At 61.2% G+C, this 18,888-nt stretch carries 20 protein-coding genes; 12 read left to right on the top strand and 8 right to left on the bottom strand.

All coding sequences use genetic code 11. The annotated features are described in order from the left end of the window. The first annotated feature begins 105 nt into the window (after positions 1–105). The 8 genes from uvrB (at position 106) to fdx (ending at position 7,997) form a co-directional block, all read left to right on the top strand. Entirely contained in the window at positions 106–2,208 is a 2,103-nt protein-coding gene (uvrB, locus tag Q8L50_RS00625) for an excinuclease ABC subunit UvrB (RefSeq protein WP_305346708.1), read from the top strand. A 239-nt stretch (positions 2,209–2,447) separates the two neighbouring features. Beyond that, on the top strand, positions 2,448–2,984 hold the full coding sequence (gene iscR / locus Q8L50_RS00620) for a Fe-S cluster assembly transcriptional regulator IscR (RefSeq protein WP_305346707.1): 537 nt from the start codon (positions 2,448–2,450) through the stop codon (positions 2,982–2,984). Between the two features lie 91 nt (positions 2,985–3,075). Next, a complete protein-coding gene (locus Q8L50_RS00615; protein WP_305346706.1) occupies positions 3,076–4,293 on the top strand; it encodes an IscS subfamily cysteine desulfurase in 1,218 nt (405 codons plus the stop codon). A 43-nt stretch (positions 4,294–4,336) separates the two neighbouring features. Beyond that, on the top strand, positions 4,337–4,723 hold the full coding sequence (gene iscU, locus Q8L50_RS00610; protein WP_293592264.1) for a Fe-S cluster assembly scaffold IscU: 387 nt from the start codon (positions 4,337–4,339) through the stop codon (positions 4,721–4,723). Between the two features lie 25 nt (positions 4,724–4,748). Continuing rightward, positions 4,749–5,072, top strand: a complete 324-nt coding sequence (iscA, locus tag Q8L50_RS00605) for an iron-sulfur cluster assembly protein IscA (RefSeq protein WP_305346705.1) — start codon at positions 4,749–4,751, stop codon at positions 5,070–5,072. 139 nt (positions 5,073–5,211) lie between these two features. After that, complete coding sequence (gene hscB, locus Q8L50_RS00600) at positions 5,212–5,733, top strand: Fe-S protein assembly co-chaperone HscB (protein ID WP_305346704.1); 522 nt, start codon at positions 5,212–5,214, stop codon at positions 5,731–5,733. A 36-nt stretch (positions 5,734–5,769) separates the two neighbouring features. Continuing rightward, complete coding sequence (gene hscA, locus Q8L50_RS00595; protein WP_305346703.1) at positions 5,770–7,644, top strand: Fe-S protein assembly chaperone HscA; 1,875 nt, start codon at positions 5,770–5,772, stop codon at positions 7,642–7,644. 14 nt (positions 7,645–7,658) lie between these two features. Beyond that, positions 7,659–7,997, top strand: a complete 339-nt coding sequence (gene fdx / locus Q8L50_RS00590) for an ISC system 2Fe-2S type ferredoxin (protein ID WP_305346702.1) — start codon at positions 7,659–7,661, stop codon at positions 7,995–7,997. A 7-nt stretch (positions 7,998–8,004) separates the two neighbouring features. Here the strand turns inward: fdx and Q8L50_RS00585 are convergent, their stop codons facing one another. Both Q8L50_RS00585 and Q8L50_RS00580 read right to left on the bottom strand, forming a co-directional pair. Next, positions 8,005–8,643 carry a glutathione S-transferase gene (locus tag Q8L50_RS00585; RefSeq protein WP_305346701.1) on the bottom strand — a complete coding sequence of 213 codons (639 nt, stop codon included), beginning with the start codon at positions 8,641–8,643 and terminating at the stop codon, positions 8,005–8,007. After that, complete coding sequence (locus tag Q8L50_RS00580; protein ID WP_305346700.1) at positions 8,643–9,617, bottom strand: rhodanese-related sulfurtransferase; 975 nt, start codon at positions 9,615–9,617, stop codon at positions 8,643–8,645. The genes Q8L50_RS00585 and Q8L50_RS00580 overlap by 1 nt, the downstream gene beginning before the upstream one ends. Positions 9,618–9,846: 229 nt before the next feature. Here Q8L50_RS00580 and Q8L50_RS00575 point away from each other — a divergent pair, with 229 nt between their 5' ends. Further along, entirely contained in the window at positions 9,847–11,004 is a 1,158-nt protein-coding gene (locus tag Q8L50_RS00575; protein ID WP_305346699.1) for a PHB depolymerase family esterase, read from the top strand. A 14-nt stretch (positions 11,005–11,018) separates the two neighbouring features. On the opposite strand, the gene Q8L50_RS00570 is transcribed toward Q8L50_RS00575, so the two are convergent. From Q8L50_RS00570 to lptF, 6 genes are all read right to left on the bottom strand, one after another. After that, positions 11,019–11,540: a DUF1499 domain-containing protein gene (locus Q8L50_RS00570; RefSeq protein WP_305346698.1), complete on the bottom strand. Its 522-nt coding sequence runs from the start codon at positions 11,538–11,540 to the stop codon at positions 11,019–11,021. A 100-nt stretch (positions 11,541–11,640) separates the two neighbouring features. Beyond that, on the bottom strand, positions 11,641–12,834 hold the full coding sequence (locus Q8L50_RS00565) for a pyridoxal phosphate-dependent aminotransferase (protein WP_305346697.1): 1,194 nt from the start codon (positions 12,832–12,834) through the stop codon (positions 11,641–11,643). Between the two features lie 5 nt (positions 12,835–12,839). Next, a complete protein-coding gene (locus tag Q8L50_RS00560) occupies positions 12,840–13,784 on the bottom strand; it encodes a CysB family HTH-type transcriptional regulator (protein ID WP_305346696.1) in 945 nt (314 codons plus the stop codon). A 91-nt stretch (positions 13,785–13,875) separates the two neighbouring features. Beyond that, complete coding sequence (locus Q8L50_RS00555; protein ID WP_305346695.1) at positions 13,876–14,235, bottom strand: sirohydrochlorin chelatase; 360 nt, start codon at positions 14,233–14,235, stop codon at positions 13,876–13,878. 2 nt (positions 14,236–14,237) lie between these two features. After that, positions 14,238–15,398: an LPS export ABC transporter permease LptG gene (lptG, locus tag Q8L50_RS00550; RefSeq protein WP_305346694.1), complete on the bottom strand. Its 1,161-nt coding sequence runs from the start codon at positions 15,396–15,398 to the stop codon at positions 14,238–14,240. Beyond that, positions 15,395–16,522 carry an LPS export ABC transporter permease LptF gene (gene lptF / locus Q8L50_RS00545; protein ID WP_305346693.1) on the bottom strand — a complete coding sequence of 376 codons (1,128 nt, stop codon included), beginning with the start codon at positions 16,520–16,522 and terminating at the stop codon, positions 15,395–15,397. Before lptF ends, lptG begins: the two co-directional genes overlap by 4 nt. A gap of 83 nt (positions 16,523–16,605) precedes the next feature. On the opposite strand from lptF, the gene Q8L50_RS00540 reads away from it, so the two are divergent. From Q8L50_RS00540 to Q8L50_RS00530, 3 genes are read left to right on the top strand one after another with little or no spacing between them, the layout of a single operon-like run. Continuing rightward, the gene (locus Q8L50_RS00540; RefSeq protein ID WP_305346692.1) at positions 16,606–18,120 is read left to right on the top strand and encodes a leucyl aminopeptidase; all 1,515 of its coding nucleotides are present in this window, start codon (positions 16,606–16,608) and stop codon (positions 18,118–18,120) included. After that, positions 18,117–18,542 carry a DNA polymerase III subunit chi gene (locus Q8L50_RS00535; RefSeq protein WP_305346691.1) on the top strand — a complete coding sequence of 142 codons (426 nt, stop codon included), beginning with the start codon at positions 18,117–18,119 and terminating at the stop codon, positions 18,540–18,542. Before Q8L50_RS00540 ends, Q8L50_RS00535 begins: the two co-directional genes overlap by 4 nt. Continuing rightward, positions 18,539–18,871, top strand: a complete 333-nt coding sequence (locus Q8L50_RS00530; RefSeq protein WP_305346690.1) for a hypothetical protein — start codon at positions 18,539–18,541, stop codon at positions 18,869–18,871. Before Q8L50_RS00535 ends, Q8L50_RS00530 begins: the two co-directional genes overlap by 4 nt. Positions 18,872–18,888: the final 17 nt, after the last annotated feature.

Here is an 18,888-nt window from a genome sequence, read left to right as displayed (position 1 = left end):
TCCTTGCATGGGCATCCAGCCCATGCTGCGGAATGTTGGCAGACAACTCATCCCGATTGCGCCCCAACGCGACCCCCAATTATTGACGGACAAGTTCCGATATTTATGCAAGAAGTGATTGAAGTTATTCCCGAAGCCGCTGCAGCGCCCGCTGCCGGCGAATTTGTGCGTTTTGCAGACTCGCCCTTCGAGTTGTTCATGCCCTACCCGCCAGCCGGGGACCAGCCGGTGGCTATTGAGCAACTGGTCGAGGGCATCAACGATGGCGAGGTGTTCCAGACCCTGCTGGGCGTGACCGGCTCGGGCAAAACCTTCACCATGGCCAATGTGATCGCGCGGCTGGGACGGCCGGCGATTGTGTTTGCGCCCAATAAAACGCTGGCGGCGCAGCTGTACAGCGAGTTCCGCGAGTTTTTCCCGAAAAACGCGGTTGAGTATTTCGTCAGTTATTACGACTACTACCAGCCTGAGGCCTATGTGCCCCAGCGCGACCTGTTCATTGAAAAAGACTCGGCAATCAACGAACACATCGAGCAGATGCGCCTGTCGGCGACCAAAAGCGTGCTGGAGCGGCGCGACACCATCATCGTGGCCACCGTCAGTGCGATTTACGGCATTGGTGCGCCTGAAGACTACACACAGATGCGGTTCATCGCTCGCACCGGCGACAAGATGAACCAGCGCGACGTGATCTCGCGCCTGATCCGCATGCAGTACGCCCGCAACGACCAGGACTTTGCGCGCGGCACCTTCCGCGTACGCGGCGATGTGATCGACGTGTTCCCGGCCGAACATTCTGAACTGGCGATCCGCATCGAACTGTTCGACGACGAGATCGAAACGCTGTCGCTGTTCGACCCGCTGACTGGCCGTGTCCGCCAGAAAGTGCCGCGTTTTGTGGTGTACCCGAAAAGCCATTACGTGACGCCGCGCGACAAGGTCATGGCGGCGGTCGAGACCATCAAGCTGGAGTTGTCCGAGCGAGTCAAACAATTTGTCGGCGATGGCAAGCTGGTCGAAGCCCAGCGGATCGAGCAGCGCACGCGCTTTGACCTGGAAATGCTCAGCGAGATCGGCCATTGCAAGGGCATCGAGAACTACACCCGCCACCTGAGCGGCGCGCCGCCGGGCTCGCCGCCGTCCACGTTGTGCGATTACCTGCCCAAAGACGCTGTGATGTTCCTCGACGAGAGCCACGTCATGATTGGCCAGCTCAACGCCATGTACAACGGCGACCGCTCGCGCAAAACCACGCTGGTCGAGTACGGCTTTCGCCTGCCGAGCGCGCTGGACAACCGGCCGCTGAAGTTTGAGGAGTTCGAGTCCAAGATGCGGCAAGCGATTTTTGTCTCGGCCACGCCCGCCGCCTTCGAGCAGCAGCACGCGGGCAAGGTGGTCGAGCAGGTGGTGCGCCCGACCGGGCTGGTTGATCCCGAGGTCGAAGTGCGGCCAGCCACCCACCAGGTCGATGATGTGCTGCAGGAAATCCGCATCCGTGTCGACAAGAACGAACGCGTGTTGATCACCACCCTGACCAAACGCATGGCCGAGCAGCTGACCGACTACCTGACCGACAACGGCGTCAAGGTGCGTTACCTGCACAGCGATGTGGACACGGTCGAACGCGTGGAAATCCTGCGCGATCTGCGGCTGGGCGCGTTCGACGTGCTGGTCGGCATCAACCTGCTGCGTGAAGGCCTGGACATTCCCGAGGTCAGCCTGGTGGCAATTCTTGATGCCGACAAGGAAGGTTTTTTGCGCGCCGAACGCAGTCTGATCCAGACCATAGGCCGGGCTGCCCGCAATCTCAATGGCCGCGCCATCCTGTATGCCGACCGCATCACCGATTCCATGAAAAAGGCGATGGACGAAACCGAACGCCGCCGCAACAAGCAGATTGCTTTCAACATGGAGCATGGCATCACGCCGCGCAGCATCGTCAAGCGTATCAAGGACCTGATCGACGGGGTCTACAGCGAAAAATCAGGCAAGGAGGCTGAAAAGCTGGAGATCCAGAAGGCGCTGGTCGAGGACATGAGCGAAAAAGACATCGCCCGCGAGATCAAGCGCCTCGAAAAACTGATGATCGAACATGCCAAAAACCTGGAATTCGAAAAAGCAGCCAAAGTGCGTGACCAGCTGCATGTGCTGAAGGCACAGGCATTTGGCGCCCCGGGTACGGACAACCTGCTGCTGGCTCCGGATTGAATGCTCGTTAAAGTGTTTGTCCAGGACAAAAGTGGACGTCTGCGTTATAATGGCGACTGAATCGGTCGGGCATTTGTGCTATACTTGACGAAAATAGTCGGGAACAAAGCAAAACAACAAAGCCCTGAAACCGATAAGGCCGGCAGGCCGGGGCGGGTGGAGAAAGAGTTCCTTGGCGGGCCATAAGCTTGTCAGGGTGAGCCAAACGACAGTCAAGCCAACTTTGAAGGAGCTTGAAAATGCGCCTCACGACCAAAGGCCGCTTTGCGGTCACCGCGATGATTGACCTGGCCCTGCGCCAGAACAACGGCCCCGTTACGCTGGCTGCGATCAGTCAGCGCCAGCAGATCTCCCTGTCTTATCTCGAGCAATTGTTCGGCAAGCTGCGTCGCCATGAGCTGGTCGAATCGACCCGTGGCCCGGGCGGCGGTTACACGTTGGGCCGCAAGGCCGCCGAAATCACCGTGGCCGATATCATTGTGTCGGTGGACGAGCCGATTGATTCCACCCAGTGTGGTGGGAAGGAAAACTGCCTCGGTGACGGTGGCCGCTGCATGACACATGAGCTGTGGGCATCGCTGAACAGCCGCATGGTGGAGTTTCTTGATTCCGTGACCCTGCAAAAGCTGGTCGACGACCAACTAGCCAAGGGGGTGGTGGTTGAGAATACGCCCATGGTAAAGAAGGCTATCTTCACTGCGCCGCTGCCAAAACCGATGCGCGTCAATGCGCCCAATTCGGTTTTTGCCTTGGGCAACGCGTTCTCCAAATCCTGATTGTTGAGGGCGCCTTGTCGGGCATGACTGCCGGAGGCTGACGCCCATTTTTTGATGCTGCAAGCCAGCCGTGAACTAAAAAGCCAGCTACATGGAAACTCCACACTTTCCCATTTACATGGACTACAGCGCCACGAATCCCTGCGATCCGCGGGTGGTGGATGCCATGATCCCCTGGTTGCGCGAGCATTTCGGCAACCCTGCTTCGCGCAGCCACGCCTGGGGCTGGGAGGCGGAAGCCGCCGTCGAAAAGGCGCGTGAACAGGTGGCCGAACTGATAGGCGCGGACCCGCGCGAAATTGTCTGGACCAGCGGTGCCACCGAATCGAACAACCTCGCCATCAAGGGCGCGGCGCATTTTTACAGAACGCGCGGCAAGCACCTGATCACGGTGAAGACCGAGCACAAGGCCGTGCTCGACACTTGCCGCGAACTGGAGCGCCAGGGTTTTGAAGTGACTTACCTTGACGTACAGGACGATGGCTTGCTGGACATCGAGGTGCTGAAAGCGGCCCTTCGCCCCGACACGATCCTTGTGAGCGTGATGTACGTCAACAATGAAATCGGCGTTATCCAGGATATCGCGGCCATAGGCGCGCTGTGCCGCGAAAAGGGCGTGATCTTCCATGTGGATGCGGCGCAGGCGACCGGGCGGGTGGACATTGATCTGGCGACCTTGCCAGTCGATTTGATGAGCCTGACCTCGCACAAGACCTACGGCCCCAAAGGCATAGGTGCCCTGTACGTGCGCCGCAAGCCTCGCGTGCGCCTGGAGGCACAAATGCACGGTGGCGGGCATGAACGCGGCATGCGCTCCGGCACCCTGCCAACACACCAGTGTGTCGGCATGGGTGAGGCCTACCGCATTGCCAAGCTGGAGATGCACGAAGAAAACAAGCGCATCCGTGCCCTGCATGAGCGCATGCTGGCTGGCCTGAAAGACGTGGAAGAGGTTTTTTTAAACGGCCATGCCGACAAACGTGTGCCGCACAACCTGAACATGAGCTTCAATTATGTTGAGGGTGAGTCGCTCATCATGGGCATCAAGGGTCTGGCGGTCTCCAGCGGGTCGGCCTGCACCTCGGCCAGTCTCGAGCCCAGCTATGTGCTGCGCGCGCTGGGCCGCAGCGACGAACTGGCGCACAGCAGCTTGCGCATGACGATTGGCCGCTGGAGTACCGAAGAAGAAATCGATTACGCGGTGGCGACGATCAAGGAAAACGTGGCCAAGCTGCGTGACCTGTCGCCACTGTGGGAAATGTTCAAGGATGGTGTCGATCTGTCCACCATTCAATGGGCCGCTCATTGAGCCCGACCCGAAACCATCAGACAGCTTTGAAGAGGTAAACAAAATGGCATACAGCGAAAAAGTGGTAGACCACTACGAAAACCCCCGCAACGTCGGCTCGTTTGAAAAAGGCGATGACACGGTAGGTACCGGCATGGTCGGCGCGCCTGCTTGCGGCGATGTGATGAAGCTGCAGATCAAGGTCAATCCGCTGACCGGTGTGATTGAAGACGCACGTTTCAAGACCTATGGCTGCGGCTCGGCAATTGCGTCCAGTTCACTTGTGACCGAATGGGTCAAGGGCAAGACGCTTGACGAGGCGGCCAGCATCAAGAACAGCGCGATTGCCGAAGAGTTGGCTCTGCCGCCCGTGAAGATTCACTGCTCCATCCTGGCGGAAGACGCGATCAAGGCCGCCGTCAGCGACTACAAGCTCAAGCACGCCCACTAAACTTTTTCAAGCGACCCGGAAAATCATGTCCGTTACCCTCACCGACGCCGCAGCACGGCACGTCACCCGCTACATGACCAAGCGCGGCAAGGGCGTGGGTGTGCGTCTGGGCGTCAAAACCACCGGTTGCTCCGGCCTGGCTTACAAGCTTGAATACGCGGATGAGATTGCGCCTGAAGATGTGGTGTTCGAAGACAACGGTGTGAAAGTGCTGGTCGACCCGAAAAGCATGGCCTATATCGACGGTACGCAGCTGGACTTTGTGCGCGAGGGGCTGAACGAAGGCTTCAGGTTCATCAATCCGAATGAGCGCGACCGTTGTGGGTGCGGCGAGTCTTTTCGGGTGTGAAGCTACTGCACGGGCGTGATCGAGGCGCGGGCAGTGCTCGCAATCCTCACGTACCCACAGTACGTTCCGGTTGCTCCGCGCTGGCCACTCCTCGCTGACGCCCGCTCGCTACGCTTCCCATCCCGAAAACCAGTTTCCCGTGCCAAGTCTCCAATCCAACGACTTCGAACTGTTTGACGTGCCTGTGCAGTTTGCACAGGACAGCGTTGTGCTCGATGCGCGCTGGAAAGAATTGCAGCGCGAGGCACACCCCGACAAGTTTGCGGCCCAGGGTGCCGCCGCGCAGCGGCTGGCCATGCAGTGGTCGGTGCGTATCAACGAGGCTTACCAGCGCCTGAAAAATCCGCTCAAGCGTGCCGTGTATCTGTGCGATATGCACGGCGCGCCGATTGAGGCCGAAAGCAATACGGCCATGCCCGCAGATTTCCTGATTCAGCAGATGCAGTGGCGCGAAGCGCTGGAAGATGCCGTCAGCCTTGAAGACATGGAAGAAATAGCGGCACAGGCCTTGTCCAGTAAATGTGAGCAGCTATCAAAAATAGAGCAACTGGTGGATGGTGCGAAGGACTTTGCGGCGGCAGCGAACCAGGTGAGAGCCCTTATGTTCATCGAGCGTTTTGGCAGCGAGGTCGATGCGCGTATCGACTCGCTGGGACAATAAGTATTCAGAAAAATTCAGTCGAAATTTCCAACATCCATGGCTTTACTGCAAATATCCGAGCCCGGTCAAACACCCGATCCGCACCAGCGGCGGATCGCCGTGGGCATTGACCTGGGCACCACACACTCGCTGGTGGCCAGTGTGCGCAACGGCATCGCCGAATGCCTGCCAGACGCGCAAGGTCGCGTGTTGCTTCCCAGCGTGGTTCGTTACAGGCTTGACGACAAGGGGACCGATGGCCGGCAAATCGGCTTTGATGCGCTGTCCGCACAGGTACAAGACCCGAAAAACACCATTGCTTCTGTCAAACGACTGATGGGCCGCAACATCGAAGACATTGGCAACCGCGCGCGGTTGCCTTACGAGTTGATCGACAAGCCCGGCATGGTGACGCTTCAGACCGTTGCAGGTGAAAAAAGCCCGGTCGAGGTCAGTGCCGAGATTCTTGCCACCTTGCGTTACCGGGCAGAAGACACGTTTGACGATGACATCTTCGGTGCGGTCATCACAGTGCCCGCGTATTTTGACGATGCCCAGCGCCAGGCCACCAAGGACGCGGCCCAACTGGCCGGGATCAATGTGCTTCGCCTGATCAACGAACCCACAGCGGCGGCGATTGCCTACGGCCTGGACAATGCCAGCGAAGGCGTTTATGCCATTTATGACCTGGGTGGCGGCACCTTTGATATTTCCATACTGCGATTGAGCCAGGGTGTGTTCGAAGTGGTGGCAACCGGCGGAGACTCCGCCCTCGGCGGCGATGATTACGACCATGCGCTGGCCGATTGGGTACTGGCCAAAGCCGGGCTGGCGGCCGACACCCTGACTGCCGGAGACCGGGCGGCGCTGCTGCAAGCCGCCAGGGCCTGCAAGGAGGCACTTTCTGCTATTGATTCAGTAGCATTTTCCGCACGGCTGGCAAGGGCCAACATTCAATTTGACATGAAGGCGGCAGATTTTGAGGCCGCCACCGCCGGTTTGACCCAGCGCACGCTGACGGCTGTACGGAAAGCCTTGCGCGATGCAAAACTTGGCAAGGGCGACGTGCAGGGCGTGGTACTGGTAGGCGGATCCACCCGTATGCCGCAGGTGCGCAGGGCGGTGGCGGGCCTGTTTGGCCGGGAGCCGCTGACCAATCTGAACCCCGATGAAGTGGTGGCGCTGGGCGCGGCCATCTCTGCTCACCAGCTGGCCGGCAACAGCACAGGCAACGATCTGCTGTTGCTGGACGTGATACCGCTGTCGCTGGGGATTGAAACCATGGGCGGTCTGGTCGAGCGTATCGTTCCGCGCAACCAGACCATTCCGACCGCCATGGCGCAGGACTTCACCACCTACCAGGACGGCCAGACCGCGCTCGCCCTGCACGTGGTGCAGGGCGAGCGTGATCTGGTGGCCGATTGCCGCAGTCTGGCGCGGTTTGAGCTGCGCGGCATTCCCGCCATGGTGGCAGGCGCGGCGCGCATCCGTGTGACCTTCACCGTCGATGCCGACGGGCTGCTCAGCGTCAGCGCCAAAGAGCAGGGCAGCGGGGTAGAAGCCAGCATCGATGTGAAGCCTTCGTACGGTTTGTCCGATGAAGACATCGCCCGCATGCTGCAGGAAAGTTTTTCAACCGCGCAGCAGGACATGCAGGCGCGCGCACTGGCTGAGGCCCGGGTGGATGCCGACCGCATGTTGCTGGCCACGAGCAACGCATTGGCGGCCGATGCCGACTTGCTGACCGTGCAGGAGCAGGCGCAGGTGCACGATCTCATGGCCGTGTTGCAGCAGACCTTGCAGCAGGGTGCTGCGGCAGACATTGAGGCCGCCATCAAAACCCTGGCCGATGGAACAGAAAACTTCGCCGCGCAGCGCATGAACCGCGGTATCCGCCAGGCCCTGGCCGGCAAAAACATAGCGACGGTCTGAAGCACCGCAACCCCATGCCCATCATCAAGATACTGCCTCATCCAGAATACTGCCCGGAGGGCGCCGAAGTCAGCGCGCCTGCCGGTACATCGATCTGTGAGGCGCTGCTCGACAACAACATCAACATCGAGCACGCCTGCGACATGAGCTGCGCCTGCACCACCTGCCACGTCATCGTGCGCCAGGGGCTGCAGTCGCTCAATGAGATTGATGAAAACGAAGAAGACCTGCTGGACCGGGCCTGGGGCCTGGAGCCCAATTCACGGCTGAGCTGCCAGGCTTTTCTCGCCCAAAGCGATGTGACCGTCGAGATTCCCAAGTACTCGATCAACCACGCCAAAGAGGTTCACTGAGGGCTTGTCATTGCCATGGCGCCTGTTTGTGCATGACACCCTCATACAGCGCACTCGCTTCGAATGTCGCCAGCCAGCGCTGTAGACGGGGCCAGGGCTGCGCGGCAAACCAGACCGGGTCGGTATGTGCGAATTGCCGCACAAAAGGCAGCAGGGCCATGTCGGCCAGGCTGGCGTTGGCGCCCAGTAGCCACCCATGATCCAGGCGCGCATCGAGCTGCATCAGCCAGGATGATGCGTCGTCCCTCTGCTTCAGCGCACAGCCAATCGGGTCGCCCCTGGGCTCCTGCGGATAGCGATTCGGGTATTTGTAGCGGTCCAGCTGCTGCTTGAAGGCACCATCGTTGGCGGCGATGAGCGCATCGATTTCTTCACGCGAGCCGCCCGGCGGCGTCAGCCACTGGGCCGGGTCGTGCCGGGCCAGGGCCCAGTGCATGATTTCCAGGCTTTCGTCCAACACCTTGCCGCCCGGTAATACCATCACCGGGACCGTACCCTTGGGTGAAGCTACCAGCAAGGCGGCGGGCTTGTTCTTCAAAACCACTTCGCGCAACTCGTGGGCCTGCCCGCTGACGGCCAGCGCCAGCCGCGCACGCATGGCGTAGGGGCATCGGCGAAACGAATACAGGACGGGCAGGGTGCCCATCAATCGTTTTCTTCTGCACCGGCGCTGGCCGACGACGGTAGTTTTGCGCCTATGTGCGGCTGGCGGCGCCGATTGGCGTAGTCCACCTGGCGCTGGCGTTCGATGAAGCCGCGCTTTTGCTCTTCGGTTTTCTTGTCATGGCAGCCTGGGCAACTCACGCCCGCCACGTACAGGGGGGACGTCTTGTCTGCGGCGCTGATTGGATCACGGCAGGCGCGGCACAGATCGTAGTGGCCGGTGGCCAGGCCATGCACCACCGACACACGCTCATCAAACACAAAACACTCACCCTGCCAGCGGCTTTCGGATTCGGGCACGGTTTCCAGGTATTTGAGAATGCCGCCCTCCAGGTGGTAGACCTCCTCAAAACCTTGGGTGCGCATGAAGGCGGTGGACTTCTCGCAGCGTATGCCTCCCGTGCAAAACATCGCCACCCTGGGTTTTTTGCCGTCTTTTTCGGCCAGCAGGCCACCCGGGGCCGACTGCGCTTGGACCCATGCCGGTAACTCCGAGAAGCTGCTGGTGTGCGGGTCCACCGCGCCTGCAAAGGTGCCGATACCGACTTCATACGCGTTGCGCGTGTCCACCAGCACCACCTCGGGGTCGGCAATCAGCGTATTCCAGTCCTGCGGTTTCACGTACTGGCCGGCCATCTGGTTGGGGTTGATGCCGGGCACGCCCAGCGTGACGATCTCGCGCTTGAGGCGCACCTTCATGCGGTAAAACGGCAACTTTTGCGACCAGGACTCTTTGTGCGTCAGCGCGGCCAGCCGCGGGTCGCTGCGCAAATGGGCCAACACGGCGTGTACTCCTTCGGCGGGGCCGGCGATGGTGCCGTTGATGCCTTCTTCAGCCAGCAGCAAGGTGCCGCGTACATCTTTGGACTCGCAATAAGCCTGTAGGGGTGCCCGCAACGCTGCAAAGTCGGGCAGGTCGACAAACTTGTAGAGGGCGGCGGTCAAAAAGTCTGGCATGGCAGGGAGATTGTGGAATAGCGCTCAAAAACAAGGCCGCAGGCGGCATCAATACGCCCATCGTATCAAGGCGCCCGCCAGCCCAGCCTGAGCTTCGTCAAGGCCCTGACAAACACGCGGCGCAAAAGCCCACAAGCATTTGCGTCGTGGCCGTTGGCGCTTTTGCTGCAATGCAGCAAAATGGATGCATGCTTATTAATTCGGGCTTCTCTGACCCTGCCGAGTCCTTATGGCCAAAAGCCTGAGCAGCCTCTGGCTCAAAAGTGTTCGCCGCATGGGCCGGGCCCAGCAGGCACAAGGCCGCAGGCTGCTGCAAAGCCTGGTGCCCAAACCCGTGCGCGCACCGGCGGCGCAAGTCGCCAGGCGCATCAAGTCATCCAAAGTGGCAACAAGCGTGCGCAAGCCGCGCGCGCTGCCCGAGGTGCCGGGCAGCTGGCAAAAAGCCTGGTTTTCAGCGTCCGACGCCGGAGAGCTCGCGCCGGCGCGCATGGCCTACTGGCTGTACCTGCCCGCCAGTGCAGGCCAGTCGCCACTGCCGCTGGTGGTCATGCTGCACGGCTGTCAGCAGAGCCCTACCGATTTTGCGGCGTCCACCCGCATGAACCAGCTGGCCGAGCGCAAAGGTTTCGCGGTGCTGTACCCGCAGCAATCGGGCGACGCCGATTCGCACCGCTGCTGGCACTGGTACAAGCGTCAGACGCAACAGGGCGGCGGGGATGTGCAGCGGGTGGCCGGGCTGATTGCCCATGTGCAGCGCAAACACGCGCTGGACCGCAGCCGCAGCTACATTGCGGGCCTGTCGGCGGGTGCTGCGCTGGCCACCCTGGTGGCCCTGCATCATCCGGAACATATTGCAGCGCTGGGCATTCATTCGGCGCCGGTCTTTGGTACCGCCGATTCGCCTGTCAGTGCATACCGCGCCATGCAGCACGGCACCCGGCTGGCGCACATCGCTGCGGCCCACGCGGTGGCCCATTCGCAGCCGCAGTTTCCCGGCATGCCGGCGATTATTTTGCATGGCGACCGCGACGCGGTGGTCAGGCGCATCAATGCGGCGCAGCTGTTTGACCAGCTCAAAGTCCTGAATGCGCCACTGCTTGGCAGTGCCCTGCCGGTGCTGCGCAGCTACCCGGGCCGCAGCGGTGGCCGGCGCCCGCGCCATGCCTACACCAGCGCCAGCGTTTATGCAGGCCGCAAGCCGCAGCTGGTCTGCTGCGAGATTGCCGGGCTGGGCCATGCCTGGAGCGGCGGCGCTGGCCAACTGGCTTTCAGCGCACCCGAGGGGCCTGATGCTTCATTGATGCTGTGGACGTTTTTTGCCCGGCACCACAGACCGCGGGCGACGCAACTGCCAGACGCCATGCCGGATGCAGCGCCAAGCCCATAAAGGCTTGGGGACAGCTATTGATCCTGTTTGGCGGCGGAGGCCGCCACCCGCAGTACGAAACGGGCGCGCAGGTCCTCCACGCGTGAGCGGTTGAAACCCATGTCGCCGGATCCGAGCCGGCTGGCCGACCGGACGTGAATCACGCTGGCCGCCGGGTCGAGCAGGAACTCCACATCGTCGGTGAATTTCAGCCGGCGGGTGCTGCACTGGGTGTAAAGGTAAGCGGGTTCGCGAGTCACCAGCACGCAGCCCGGCGTTTTCTCCAGCAAGGCGATCAGCCGGGTCATGGCCTGCCGGGGATCACCGGTGTAGGCGATGGGCCGGACATCGGCATAAGCGCGTTGCGGGTGGTCGGGATACAGCGCGGCCTGGCTGGAGACGCTGTTGGGCGTCAGGGCCGGTGGCTTGAGGCGCCCCTTGTGAACGCCCAGATCTTGAGGTGGCGTCCCGCTGAGCAGGCCCATCTGTCCGGCCAAAAAGACAAAGAGGGCCGCCACCAGCGCCAACAAAGCCGAAACCCCCAGGATTTTCATCATGCATCCTTGATGAAGCCATCGGCACATGTGGATGGGCGTGCGTTAAATCCGCCTGCAGCCCTTGTGGGTTGTGCACAATTAGCTACTGATTTTATAGCAACTACAGCCGGGACAGACGCTCCAGCGCGAGATTCAGCGTCTCGTCCTTCTTTGCAAAACAAAAGCGCACCACACGCTGGTCAAAGCCATGTCCATAAAACGCCGATAGCGGGATCGCGGCAACACCGATCTCGGTGGTTAGCCATTTGCAGAAGTCGGCTTCGTTCAAGTCGCTGACCCCGGAGATATCGACGCACTGGAAATAACTGCCTTCGCTGGGCATCAGTTTGAAGCGGGTGCCGGCCAGGCCGGCGCGGAACAGGTCGCGCTTGCGCTGGTAGAAAGCCGGCAGGCCGAGGTAGGGGCTGGCATCGGCCATATAGGCGGCCAGGCCGTGCTGCACCGGTGTGTTGACCGTGAAGACGTTGAACTGGTGCACCTTGCGGAATTCGGCCGTCAGGGCGGCGGGCGCGGCAACATAGCCGACTTTCCAGCCGGTAACGTGGTAAGTCTTGCCAAAGCTGCTGACGATGAAAGCGCGCGCCGCCAGGCCCGGGAACCGCGCGGCGCTTTCGTGCTGGCGGCCCTGCTCAGCATCAAACACCATGTGCTCGTAAACCTCGTCGCTGACCAGCAGTACATCGGTGGGTGCCAGAATTTCCTGCAGGCGCAGCATGTCCGAGTGGGTCCAGGCGGTGGCGCTCGGGTTGTGCGGCGAATTGATGATGATGGCGCGGGTTTTTGCGGTGATGGCACCGGCAATCAGATCGAAGTCGGGCCTGAAACTGCCGGGCGTCAAAGGTACACGCACTGCCACGCCGCCGGCCAGCTCGATATTCGGTACATAACTGTCGTAGCAGGGCTCCAGCACGATGACCTCATCGCCGGCGTGCACCACCGCCAGAATCGCAGTGATGATGGCCTGGGTGGCCCCGGCGGTGATGGTGATCTCGGAGTTGGCGTCGTAGCTGCGGCCGTGCAGCTTGAGCAACTTGTCGGCCACCGCCTGGCGCAGCACCGGAACACCGGTCATGGGTGGGTATTGGTTCAGGCCGCGGGTCATGGCATCGGTCACAGCGGCTACCAGCGCGGGGTCGCACTCGAAGTCCGGAAACCCCTGGCCCAGGTTGACCGCATTGTGTTCTGCAGCCAGGGCCGACATCACGGTAAAGATGGTGGTCCCGACCGCTGGCAACTTGGTCTGAAGTGTGGGGGTTCGCGCGCTGACAGGCGCAGCAGGTGTCTCGGTGGTCATGTTGGTCACAGTTCAAAATCGCCATGGCGGCTGCTCATGGCGCGGGTGATCTGGCTGCGGCTGAGTTTGTCGTTGAGCAGCTCGGCAAATTTGTACACGAAGTTGCGCAGATAGGCGCTGCGCTTGAAGGCCACGCGCGCTACATTCACGCCAAACAGGTGACCGGCCGGCAGGGCAATCAAGTCTGCGTTGGTGCCGTCGTCCCTGAGCGCCATTTCCGCCACGATGCCCACCCCGAGGCCCAGGCGCACATAGGTCTTGATCACATCGGAGTCAATGGCCTCCAGGGCGATGCGCGGATGCAGGTGTTTGGCGGCAAAGGCCAGGTCGACCTTGGTGCGGCCGGTAAACGACGGGTGGTAGGTGATCAGCGGCTGTTCAGCAAGATCCTCCAGCGTGATGTTGTCCTGTTTCGCCAGCGGGTGGTCCAGCGGCAAGACCAGCATGTGTTGCCACTCATAACAGGGCAGGGTGACGAGTTCTTCGTAGCGCGCCAGTGATTCCGTGGCGATGCCGATTTCGGCCACCTCGTCGATCAGCATGCGGGCGACCTGGTCGGGTGAGCCCTGGTGCAGGCTGACATTGACCTTGGGAAAGGCCTCGCGCAGCCTGGCCACCGGTTGCGGCAGTACATACCTGGCCTGCGTGTGCGTGGTGGCGATGGACAGTGTGCCGCTGTCCTGAGCCGAGAATTGCTCGCCGATGCGTCGCAGGTTGCCGACTTCACGCATGATCAGGTCTATGCTTTTGAGCACATGTTCGCCCGGCTCGGTCACGCGCTTGAGACGCTTGCCGTGGCGCGCAAAAATTTCCACGCCCAGTTCTTCTTCCAGCTCAATGATGGCTTTGGAAACACCCGGCTGGGAGGTGTGCAGCGCGCGCGCGGTTTCGGTCAGGTTCAGGTTGCGCCGTACCGCCTCCTGAACAAAGCGGAATTGATGGAGATTCATGCGTAATTCAGGCTAATTATTCGCTTCATTATGCCTGCTGGAACTATAGAGATCCATTCAACAGCGCCCCAATGTGCCCAGCACCGGCCCGTCAGGACAGGGCGATGTCGGCCATGAGGGCGGTCATGTCGGGGTGCTCACCTGCGGTCGGCAGCAGTTCGACCACCAGCGCCGGGTGCAGCGCGCGCAGTTCTGCCACCAGCACAGGCAGATCTTCTCGTGCGTGTTTGCCAACACCGAGAAAAAGCGGAAATATCTTTATCCGACCAGCGCCAGCAGCTATCAATTCGGTAGCGGCCTGGGACAGGTCAGGGGTGCACAACTCCAGGTAGGCGCAGTTGACCAGGGCGTCGGCGTCGCGCGCGCGAATGGCTGCGGCGACCGCTTCTATGGGCAGGCGCCACTGGGGATCGCGCGAGCCGTGGGCAAAAAGAATGACGCCTTGTTGCATCGTCAACGCCGCAGCACCAGCCAGCCGAAGGCGCCCAGAGAGATGGCCATGTACAGCAGGCCAGGCGCCGCCGCCGCCAGCCAAGGCTGCCAGCTCTGCAAATTGCCGATATAGCCAAACACATTGTTCAGCAGGAAAAAACTGATGCCGATCATCACGCCGCCAAATACATAGCCGGCGATGCCGCCACTGCGAAAGTGCAGGTAGGCAAAGGGCAGGGCCAACACCACCATCACCAGGCAGCTCAGCGGGTAAAACACCTTTTTCCAGAACTCAATTTCATACCGCTGGGCGCTTTGCCCGTTGGCATTGAGGTGGCGCACGTAATTGAACAGGTCCAGGGTGCCCATGCGCTCCGGTTTGAGTACCGCTACAGATACCATTTCCGCGCTGATTTCAGTGGGCCAGCGAAAGCTGGTGATCGGGTTGATGCTGATTTTGGCCGAGTCGCGGCCTGCGTCGGCTGCGTTGGCGCTGGCGGGCGCCGAGCGCACGGCGAAGTCGGTGCGGGTGCCGCCCTGCAGTTGCCAGGAGTCGTCTTTCCCGAACCGGGCCAGCGGGGATTGGGTGATGGACGTCAACAGGCCCTTGTTGTCGAACTCAAATACGCGAACGCCCTGCATCTCGTTGTCAGATGAAAGGGCTCGCACGTTGACAACATAGCTGTTGTAAGCCTGCTTTTCCTTGAGCCAGGCGCCCGTCTGCCCGATGGTGATGCGGCCCTGGTACCGTGCCTTGAGCAGCTGTGCGGTACGGTCGGCAGCCGGGGCCAGGTAGTCGCCCACCGCAAAACACAGCACCACAAAAAATGCGCCCAAGGTCAGGAGCAGCCGCAGGGCGCCCCAGGGTTCCAGTCCGCTCGTACGCAAAATGGTGTATTCGGAACTTTGTGCCAGCCGGGCCATCACGAAAATAGTCCCGATCAGTACCGAAATCGGCACCAACTCGTACAGATGGCTGGGAATCAGCAGCGCCACATACGCCAACGCATGCCTGATCTGATAGGTGTTGGCGTCATCGCTGACCGCCCCGGCAGCGTTTTTCCCGAGGTATTGCAGCTCATCGACCAGGTCAAAAAAGAAAAACAGTGCCAGAAAACCAACCGCTACAAAGGCGATGGATGCGAGTACCTCACCGTAAATCAGACGCCGAATGGTTTTCATGCGCCTGTCCCGGCGAGCCCGTGCGCGCTCTGCACCCGGCGTTGGCGACTCAGGGCTGACTTGAGCGTCCAGTTCAGGTGTCGCTTGGACAGCCAGATCACTGCCACCAGCAGGGCGCCACCATGTAGCGCCACCAGAAAGCCACCCAGGTTGGCTGCGCCCACCCTGATCCAGCTCTGGCCCAGATTCAGCAGGTTGTGATAAACCACAAAAGTAAACAACACAAATATCAGGTTGCCGCTGCGTCCTGCGCGCGGGTTGACGCTGGCCAGTGCCAGCGCAATCACCACAAAGTTGATGGCCGCCAGTGCCATGCCAAGGCGCCAGGCCAATTCACCCTGGTTGCCCCGGGTGGGTTGGCGCAGCAACTCGCGCGTCGATTTCGACCGTTCCGGAACGTAGGCCCCGGTCAGGAGGGTACTGTCTCCGGCCCTGCTGCCGTATTCCCCGAACTCGGTGATCTTCAGTGCCGACTTGCCGATCTCGCTTTCGAGCCGCTGGCCGTTGTCCAGCAGCAGCAACTGGGAATTCCCGACATTTTCGATGCGCCCCGAACTGGCGGTGGTCACCGAATTTTTGCCTTTTTCGGTGGAGGCAATAAACACATTGTTGCTGGCTTTTCCGCCGGTGGTGTCGCGGTCAATGAAGAACACCCGGTTGCCGCTGGATGACTCCTGAAACTGGCCGGGGGCAATACGGTCCAGGTCGCCCCGCTGTTCGTAGCGGTCTTTCATCTCCTGGGCCTGCTGGTTGGACCAGGGCCAGACAAAAAGCGACATCAGCGTGATGACCAGCAGCACCGGCCAGGCAAACCGGAACATGGGCACCAGAAAAAATCCGATGCCACGACCACTGACAAACCAGACCACCATTTCGCTGTCGCGGTACATGCGCGACAAGGTGCTGACCATGGCCACAAACAGCGATAGCGTCAGGATGATGGGCAGGCGCCCGAGGGCCGAGTAACCCATGACCATCATCACGTCCTGCGGGTTGACGCTGCCGCGCGATGCCTGCCCGAGTGTGCGGATCAGGATGATGGTGATCACAATGGTCAGCAAAACCACTAGGGTCGCCCCGAAACTGCGGGCCAGCTCTTTGCGGATCGAAGATTGGAATAACATTGGCTGAAACTTTGCCTTCTTGGCCTGACAACTGACCGTACTACCGCGCCTGCAACATCGCTTGAAACACCCAACCCCTGATTATGGACTTTGAACTCAAACCCCTGACCCCCGCCCGTTTATGTGCCGAAAAATGCGATGCCCTGATCGTTCTGGTAGCTGGTGACGCGGTTACCGGCAGCGACCCGGTCTCCGTGATGGCTGCGATGGCTATCAAGGCGGGCGATTTTGAAAGCAAGGCCGGCAAGCTTCTCAGTGCCTACCGGGCGCCGGGCATCACGGCCACCCGGGTGCTTCTGGCCGGTGCTGGGGACGGCAGCCAAAAGAGTGTCCGTACCGCCGTCCAGGCAGCCATGGCAGCCCTGAAAACCACCAATGTGCGGCGTGTGCTGCTCAGCCTGCTGGCCTTGCCCACGCCGGGCCCGCAAATCGTTCGCGCTGCCGTCGTGGCCTGCGCGGATGCCGGTTATACCTACAGCACCACCAAGTCGAAGCCGGCAGAACAAAAACTGCAACGGGTGGTTGTGGGGGTTTCGGCGCTTGCGGCCAGCAAACCCGGTTTTGACAAGGCGGTGGGGCTGTGCAAAGGGCTGGCCCTGACCCGCGAGTGGGCGAATCGCCCGGCCAACCACGCGACGCCCACCCTGCTGGCGCAGGCCGCAAAAGAACTTGGCAAGCTGCCCCGGCTCCGGGTGGAAGTGCTCGGCCCCAAAGAGGTCGCCAAACTTGGCATGGGCTCGTTCATGGCCGTGGCGCAGGGGTCGGAGCAGCCGTTGCGCTTTATCGTGCTGCGTTATGACGGTGGCGCCAAGGCAGAGGCGCCGGTTGTGCTGATCGGCAAAGGCATCACTTTTGACACCGGCGGCATCTCGATCAAGCCTGCTGCGGAAATGGACGAAATGAAATACGACATGGGGGGAGCGGCCAGCGTGCTCGGCACCTTCCGGGCGCTGGCCGAACTGCAGCCGGCGCTTAATGTGGTGGGCTTGATTCCCGCCTGCGAGAACATGCCCGACGGCCGGGCCATCAAGCCCGGTGACGTGGTGACCAGCATGAGCGGGCAAACCATCGAAATCCTCAACACCGACGCCGAGGGCAGGCTGGTGCTGTGCGATGCGTTGACTTATGCGGAGCGTTTCAAGCCGCGGGCCGTGGTGGACATTGCCACCCTGACTGGCGCCTGCGTGATCGCGCTGGGTGGTGTGCGCAGCGGCCTGTTTTCCAGTAATGATGCGCTGGCCCAGTCGCTGGCAGCGGCGGGCGACAGCTCGCTGGATTTGTGCTGGCGCATGCCACTTGACGACGAATACGCCGACGGCCTGAAGACCCATTTTGCCGACGTTGCCAATGTGGCCGGCCGTGCCGGCGGCGCTATCACGGCCGCCAAGTTTCTGCAGCGTTTTGCCGGCAAGTTCGCCTGGGCGCACCTGGATATTGCCGGCACGGCCTGGAAAAGCGGCGCGGCCAAGGGCGCTACCGGTCGCCCGGTGCCCTTGCTGGTGGACTTTCTGCTGGCTCAGGTACAGCCGGTCAAGGCCGTCCGCAAAGCGTCAACCGCATCCCGCAGTGCCAAAGCGAAGCCCAGATCACGCGCATGACCGAAGTCGCTTTCCATTTCAATGTGCCGGACAAACTGGCCTACGGTTGCCGGCTGCTGCGCAAGGCCTGGGGAAGCGGGGCGCGGGTGATAGTCACCGCCGAGCCGGATACCCTGGAGCGCCTGGACCTCATGCTCTGGACCTTTTCTGCGCTTGAGTTTGTACCGCATTGTCGCCAGAGTGCGCCGGTCGCCACGCTGGCGGCAAGCCCGGTACTGCTGGCCTCCACGCTGGCGGACTGCCCGCACCACGAGGTGCTGGTTAACCTGGGGCAGGGCGTACCGCCGGGTTTTGAACGGTTTGAGCGGTTTATCGAACTGGTCACCGTCGCCGACGCTGACCGGGCCGCAGCTCGCAGTCGTTGGAAACACTATACCGACCGTGGTTATGCCATGAAGCGGCACGACCTGGCCAGCGCATGACCCGATCTTCGCCGCCGCCGCGTTTTGTGCCCACCCTGACCGAGGTGGTCAGGCCTGCGCAGACGCCTGCCGGGGAAGTGGCGAGTGAAGCGCCGGAGCGGCCAGCGCATGATCTTTTGCGCCTGCAGGAGCAAATGGTGCACCGCGTGATGCAGCGTGTGGATTTGACGCTGGAGCGGCTGTTGCGCGAGACCGTAGGGCGCCTGGTACTGGAGCACACCCAGGCACTGGCCCCCAGCCTGCGGGACGAAATTGAAATGGTGGTGCGTCAGTCGGTGAATCAGGCTTTTGAGCAGGAACTCGCCAGCCAGTTGCTGGACCGGCCCTGAAAGTACTACAAAAAGGT

The organism is Polaromonas sp. (assembly GCF_030680935.1).
Classification (GTDB): Bacteria; Pseudomonadota; Gammaproteobacteria; order Burkholderiales; family Burkholderiaceae_C; genus Polaromonas.
This window is presented reverse-complemented; position numbering and strand designations above follow the sequence as displayed.

Excerpts from the sequence above, each read along its gene's own strand:
- Q8L50_RS00560 (WP_305346696.1), bottom strand. The coding sequence starts at position 13,784 with ATGAATCTCCATCAATTCCGCTTTGTTCAGGAGGCGGTACGGCGCAAC.
- Q8L50_RS00555 (WP_305346695.1), bottom strand. The coding sequence starts at position 14,235 with ATGCAACAAGGCGTCATTCTTTTTGCCCACGGCTCGCGCGATCCCCAG.
- iscR (WP_305346707.1), top strand. The coding sequence starts at position 2,448 with ATGCGCCTCACGACCAAAGGCCGCTTTGCGGTCACCGCGATGATTGAC.
- lptG (WP_305346694.1), bottom strand. The coding sequence starts at position 15,398 with ATGAAAACCATTCGGCGTCTGATTTACGGTGAGGTACTCGCATCCATC.
- iscA (WP_305346705.1), top strand. The coding sequence starts at position 4,749 with ATGTCCGTTACCCTCACCGACGCCGCAGCACGGCACGTCACCCGCTAC.
- fdx (WP_305346702.1), top strand. The coding sequence starts at position 7,659 with ATGCCCATCATCAAGATACTGCCTCATCCAGAATACTGCCCGGAGGGC.
- Q8L50_RS00580 (WP_305346700.1), bottom strand. The coding sequence starts at position 9,617 with ATGCCAGACTTTTTGACCGCCGCCCTCTACAAGTTTGTCGACCTGCCC.
- Q8L50_RS00575 (WP_305346699.1), top strand. The coding sequence starts at position 9,847 with ATGGCCAAAAGCCTGAGCAGCCTCTGGCTCAAAAGTGTTCGCCGCATG.
- uvrB (WP_305346708.1), top strand. The coding sequence starts at position 106 with ATGCAAGAAGTGATTGAAGTTATTCCCGAAGCCGCTGCAGCGCCCGCT.
- Q8L50_RS00565 (WP_305346697.1), bottom strand. The coding sequence starts at position 12,834 with ATGACCACCGAGACACCTGCTGCGCCTGTCAGCGCGCGAACCCCCACA.
- Q8L50_RS00570 (WP_305346698.1), bottom strand. The coding sequence starts at position 11,540 with ATGATGAAAATCCTGGGGGTTTCGGCTTTGTTGGCGCTGGTGGCGGCC.
- Q8L50_RS00585 (WP_305346701.1), bottom strand. The coding sequence starts at position 8,643 with ATGGGCACCCTGCCCGTCCTGTATTCGTTTCGCCGATGCCCCTACGCC.
- Q8L50_RS00530 (WP_305346690.1), top strand. The coding sequence starts at position 18,539 with ATGACCCGATCTTCGCCGCCGCCGCGTTTTGTGCCCACCCTGACCGAG.
- iscU (WP_293592264.1), top strand. The coding sequence starts at position 4,337 with ATGGCATACAGCGAAAAAGTGGTAGACCACTACGAAAACCCCCGCAAC.
- Q8L50_RS00540 (WP_305346692.1), top strand. The coding sequence starts at position 16,606 with ATGGACTTTGAACTCAAACCCCTGACCCCCGCCCGTTTATGTGCCGAA.
- hscA (WP_305346703.1), top strand. The coding sequence starts at position 5,770 with ATGGCTTTACTGCAAATATCCGAGCCCGGTCAAACACCCGATCCGCAC.
- lptF (WP_305346693.1), bottom strand. The coding sequence starts at position 16,522 with ATGTTATTCCAATCTTCGATCCGCAAAGAGCTGGCCCGCAGTTTCGGG.
- Q8L50_RS00615 (WP_305346706.1), top strand. The coding sequence starts at position 3,076 with ATGGAAACTCCACACTTTCCCATTTACATGGACTACAGCGCCACGAAT.
- Q8L50_RS00535 (WP_305346691.1), top strand. The coding sequence starts at position 18,117 with ATGACCGAAGTCGCTTTCCATTTCAATGTGCCGGACAAACTGGCCTAC.